Origin of the sequence: Microbacterium sp. ISL-103, from assembly GCF_018613995.1 — a bacterium.
Lineage (GTDB): Bacteria > Actinomycetota > Actinomycetes > Actinomycetales > Microbacteriaceae > Microbacterium.
Map to the genome: position 1 here is coordinate 1 of NZ_JAGGPD010000075.1, position 4,655 is coordinate 4,655.

Sequence of the window (4,655 nt, forward strand, 5' to 3'; positions counted from 1 at the left end):
AACCGTGCGAGCCGCTCGCCCGCGATGCGCAGGGCGTCGGTGTCGCGATCGAGACCGACGAGGCGGATGTTCGGGAAGCGTTCGAGCAGAGCCTCGGAGTGGCCGCCCATGCCGAGAGTGGCATCGACGAGCACGGCTCCGTCCGCCGTCAGGGCGGGGGCGAGCAGCTCGATGCATCGCTCGAGCAGAACGGGGGTGTGGATGTCGCGGAGGTTCATGATCTTCCTCGGGTGACCTCTGTGTGTCGGTGACCAGGGCCCTGATCCCCCTCCGCTTCTCGACCCGGCACCGGGGAAGTGTGTCGGGGCGGGAGCGGCGGGGCATCACAGCCGTGGTCAGAACAGTCCCGGGATCACCTCCTGCTCGAGATCGGCATACGTCTCCTCGCCGGCTGCGAGGTAGGTGTTCCAGCTCTCCGCATCCCAGATCTCGGCGTGTGCGCCGACTCCGGTGACGATGAGCTCTTTCTGCAGGCCCGCGTACTGACGAAGGTGCACGGGGATGGTGATGCGGTTCTGGCTGTCGGGCATCTCCGCACTCGCACCGGAGAGGAACAGACGCATGAAGTCACGCGCCTGCTTGTTCGCGAGCGGCNNCGTGCTGAAGAAGTAGAGGCAGCGTTCCTGCCCTCGGGTGACGACGATGCCGCCACCGAGGTCTTCGCGGAACTTCGCGGGAAGGATGACCCGTCCCTTGTCGTCCAACTTCGGAGAATGCGTTCCCAGCAACATCAGCCATCACCCCCTCTCCGTCCGGCCAACTCGAGGTGAGCCCCACTTTACTCCACTTTGCTCCACAAACCTATGGTCAATCACCGATACGCATCGTCCGAGCGCGAAGAGCACGCCCAAGATCCCTGTGATTACGCGGCAGAAGCGAGGTGGAGGATGGTGGAGTGTCGGTGGAGGGGAACGCCATCGCAATCGTCGCCCCAGACGCAGCCTCGGTTCCGGGTCGGTTAACGACGAAGACCCGGATGCTCAGGGCATCCGGGTCTTCGAGGAAGAGGTGGGGTTACTGGCCGTCCTGGCGGCGATCCCATCGATCGTTCATGCGATCCATGAAGGACGCCGAGCTCTGCTGCTTGGGGGCTCGCTCGCGGGGAACCGCAGACAGCGGCTTGCGCACGGGGGTCACGGCGAGCATGACGCCTGCGAGCATGGCGGCGAAGCCGATGACACCGACGACGACACCCCACACATCACCGAGCACCACTCCGACGATCAGCCCGCCCACGCCTGCGAGGAGCAGAAGGGCTCCGTACACCAGGTTCCGGTAGCTGAGAGCGCGGTCTCCCGACGGCGCACTGACGACATCGGCGTCGTTGTGGAGGAGATGGCGTTCCATCTCGTCGAGCAGACGCTGCTCCTGTTCGGAGAGTGGCATTTCGTCCCCCTCGGGTATCGTCCGTCCATTCTACGCGCGGTATGTCGGTCGGGGCTAGCTGTTCGACCCTCGATTGGCTTTACGTATGCTGGGAGTCGTGCCCTCCCCCACACTCGTCTCAGACGCCGTCGCCGCACGCCTGCGGCTGTTCCTCGACCGGATGCGCAGCGAGTCCGGGGGCTACGGGCCGGATGCTGCGGGCCTGATCGACTCGGCAGCCGACACCCTGGTCGGCGGCAAGAGACTGCGCGCTCGTTTCTGTCACGCCGGCTGGGAATCCGTCGCCCGGTTCGGAGATCGGCGGGTCGAGGACTCGTCCGTGCTCTGGGATGTCTGCGCGGCGCTGGAGATCTTCCAGTCGGCCGCTCTCGTGCACGACGATCTGATCGACAACTCCGACACCCGTCGCGGGCGGCCCGCAGCCCACCGGGCGCTCGAGAGCGCGCACCGGGACTCCGGATGGCGCGGGGATGCGGCAGCCTTCGGCCGGTCCTCGGCGATCCTCCTCGGTGATCTGCTGGTGGCCTGGAGCGACGACCTGCTCGAAGACGCCATCGCCTCGCTCCCCCACGCCGCCGCCGTCCGCCGCGAGTACGGCCGTATGCGCCGTGACGTCACGATCGGGCAGTTCCTCGACATCGCCGAGGAATCGGCATGGAGCGTGCACGCCACCGACTCGCACGTCGAGCGCGCCCTCAGGGTCGTCTCCTTCAAGTCGGCGCGCTACAGCATCGAGCAGCCGCTCATCCTGGGTGCGGCGATCGCCGACGCCGATGAGGGCCAGCTCGCGGCGCTCCGCCGTTTCGGGCATCCGGTGGGCATGGCGTTCCAGCTCCGGGACGATGTCCTCGGCGTCTTCGGCGATGCCGCCGTCACCGGCAAGCCCGCCGGAGACGATCTACGAGAGGGCAAGCGGACGGTGCTCGTGGCACTGACACGCCAGACGCTCGACGCGTCAGCCCGCAATCTGTTCGATGAGATGCTCGGCGACCCCGAGCTGACGGCCCAGCAGGTGCAGTTCCTTCAGGCCACGATCGCAGGTTCCGGGGCTCTCGAGCGGGTCGAGAGCATGATCGACGACTACGCGAAAGAAGCCGACCGGGCGCTGACCGGCGCGCACCTCGACGACGCTGCCGTCGGTGCGATGCGAGACCTCGCACGCGCAGCGACCGTCCGGTCCGCCTGACGTCTGCGCCAGGGAGTGCGCGTCGCTCGGGCAGGCTGCGCGTCGGCTCAGGCCAGGGTGCGCGCGACCCGACGAACGGCGCTCTTGTGCCCCGCGAGGAGCGCCGCGATCGGCGACCGCCCCAGCTCCTCGTCGTCGGCGAGCAGCCAGTCGATGACCTCGTCGTCGGTGAAGCCCGAGTCCTGAAGAACGATGATGGTCCCTCGCAGCGAGGACAGCGGCTGGCCGTCGACGAGGAAGATGGACGGCACGGCGAAGACACCCGACCGACGGGATCCGATCAGGTAGTGCTCGTCGATCAGTCGGCGCACGCGCCCGAGAGACTCGTCGAGAGCATGGACGAGATCGGGCATCGTCAGCCACTCGGTGGGGGTGACGCCACTGGCGTTCACGCTGTTCTCGGACCCCGCAGTCGCGGACTGCAAGGATTCGGAGGGCTGGTTCTCAGACGGCACAGACACGCATCAACTATCTCATCTCTGCGCGTGCCGTGCATTTCACGGCAGAGCGTGACCACTCAGCACTTCCGTAACACTCGTCACACTGGCCACTTCTGTTGACTTCCGTATACATCCGTGTCAGCGTGGGCAGACGCCGAACAAGGGGGATCACCTTGAGAACGCACGCTGTTGCGCGTCGAACGCGCTACCTCCAGCTCGGAGTGCCTGCCGCTGTCCTCGGAACGCTGACGGGAGCGATAGCCGCCTCGCCCGCGACGGCGGACTCCGTGACCGTCCCGCTCGAGCGTCTGCAGTCGGCACCGACGACGCGCGCCGTCGCGGCCACGCCGCCCGCCTCCTACGTCGTGCAGCCGGGAGACACCGTCTCGTCCATCGCGAGTCGCTTCGGGCTGAGGACCGTCGACGTGCTGACACGGAACGGCCTCACCTGGCGATCGGTGATCTATCCCGGACAGAGACTCGCATTGGCGGGCGCCGCCGCTGCGGTCACGCCGAAGGCTCCGCCCGCTGCGCCCGTCAGCAGGATCCACGTCGTGGTCGCCGGCGACACCGTCTTCGCGATCGCGAAGAAGTACGGCACGAGCGTCGACGCCGTCCTGGCCGCGAACGGCCTGAGCCGTGCATCCGTCATCTTCCCCGGTCAGAAGCTCGCCCTCTCAGGCGCCCCCGCGGCAGCGACGGTGACGACCGCGCCCGCGACCCCTCCCCCTGTCACGACGGGCGGGAAGACACACGCTGTCGTCGCCGGCGACACCCTGTTCGCGATCGCGAAGAAGTATTCGACGACGGTGGCGAAGCTGTACTCGCTGAACGGCCTGTCATCGGGCTCGATCATCTACCCCGGCCAGAAGCTCACCGTGGCGGCCGCCGCGCCCGCGACGGCTCCGCCCACGACTCCGGCCACGAAGTCGCCACCCGCGCAGCTCTCCGCAGCGCTCGACGCCGAGCAGGCGGCGAACGCCACGCTGATCATCGGGATCGGGCGGGAGCTCGGAGTCTCGGATCGCGGAATCGCGATCGCGCTGTCGACGGCGATGGTGGAATCCAGCATGCGCAACCTGTCGTGGGGCGACCGGGACTCGGTCGGACTGTTCCAGCAGCGGCCGAGCATGGGATGGGGTACAGCTGATCAGGCGCACGACGCCACCCGCAGTACCCGCGTGTTCTTCGGAGGCTCGAGCGACCCGAACGGGCAGACCACCCGAGGACTGCTCGACATCTCGGGCTGGGAGGGCATGAGGTTCACCGATGCTGCTCAGGCAGTGCAGATCTCCGCGTATCCCGAGCGCTACGGGCAGTGGGAGAAGCAGGCGTATCAGTGGCTCGCGACGCACGGATGACCCTCTTCCGGGCAAACCCGCAGCAGCGAGGGGCGAGCCGCTCCCCAAGCTTTCAGGCAGTTCTCCATAGAATCTTGACGTGACGACCAATCAGCAGGCCGACCCCCTCATCGGGCGGCTTGTCGACGGTCGGTACCGGGTTCGCGCTCGAATCGCCCGTGGAGGCATGGCGACCGTCTACGTCGCCACCGATCTGCGGCTCGAGCGCCGCATCGCGCTGAAGGTCATGCACGCGCACCCCAGCGACGCTTCGGCCTTCCAGAGCCGCTTCCTCCCAGAGGC

6 protein-coding genes and 1 pseudogene are annotated in these 4,655 nt (G+C 67.4%); 3 read left to right on the forward strand and 4 right to left on the reverse strand.

Features of this window, described 5'->3' with window-relative positions; genetic code table 11:
* The 3 genes from mraW to J7E68_RS03320 all read right to left on the reverse strand — a co-directional run.
* Nucleotides 1–218: 16S rRNA (cytosine(1402)-N(4))-methyltransferase (mraW, locus tag J7E68_RS03310; RefSeq protein WP_215169826.1), on the reverse strand; the 218-nt coding region annotated here is incomplete at its 3' end.
* A gap of 117 nt (nucleotides 219–335) precedes the next feature.
* On the reverse strand, nucleotides 336–731 hold the full coding sequence (locus tag J7E68_RS03315; protein ID WP_215169828.1) for a division/cell wall cluster transcriptional repressor MraZ: 396 nt from the start codon (nucleotides 729–731) through the stop codon (nucleotides 336–338).
* Nucleotides 732–1,014: 283 nt separating this feature from the next.
* Nucleotides 1,015–1,386, reverse strand: a complete 372-nt coding sequence (locus J7E68_RS03320; RefSeq protein ID WP_215169830.1) for a DUF3040 domain-containing protein — start codon at nucleotides 1,384–1,386, stop codon at nucleotides 1,015–1,017.
* A gap of 85 nt (nucleotides 1,387–1,471) precedes the next feature.
* Between J7E68_RS03320 and J7E68_RS03325 the strand changes: the two genes are divergently transcribed.
* Nucleotides 1,472–2,572, forward strand: a complete 1,101-nt coding sequence (locus tag J7E68_RS03325) for a polyprenyl synthetase family protein (protein WP_215169832.1) — start codon at nucleotides 1,472–1,474, stop codon at nucleotides 2,570–2,572.
* 47 nt (nucleotides 2,573–2,619) lie between these two features.
* On the opposite strand, the gene J7E68_RS03330 is transcribed toward J7E68_RS03325, so the two are convergent.
* Nucleotides 2,620–2,925, reverse strand: a complete 306-nt coding sequence (locus J7E68_RS03330; RefSeq protein WP_215169834.1) for an Rv2175c family DNA-binding protein — start codon at nucleotides 2,923–2,925, stop codon at nucleotides 2,620–2,622.
* A 374-nt stretch (nucleotides 2,926–3,299) separates the two neighbouring features.
* Here J7E68_RS03330 and J7E68_RS03335 point away from each other — a divergent pair, with 374 nt between their 5' ends.
* A complete protein-coding gene (locus J7E68_RS03335; protein WP_311416187.1) occupies nucleotides 3,300–4,373 on the forward strand; it encodes a LysM peptidoglycan-binding domain-containing protein in 1,074 nt (357 codons plus the stop codon).
* A gap of 79 nt (nucleotides 4,374–4,452) precedes the next feature.
* Nucleotides 4,453–4,655: pseudogene (locus J7E68_RS03340) on the forward strand (serine/threonine protein kinase); the annotation flags it as partial.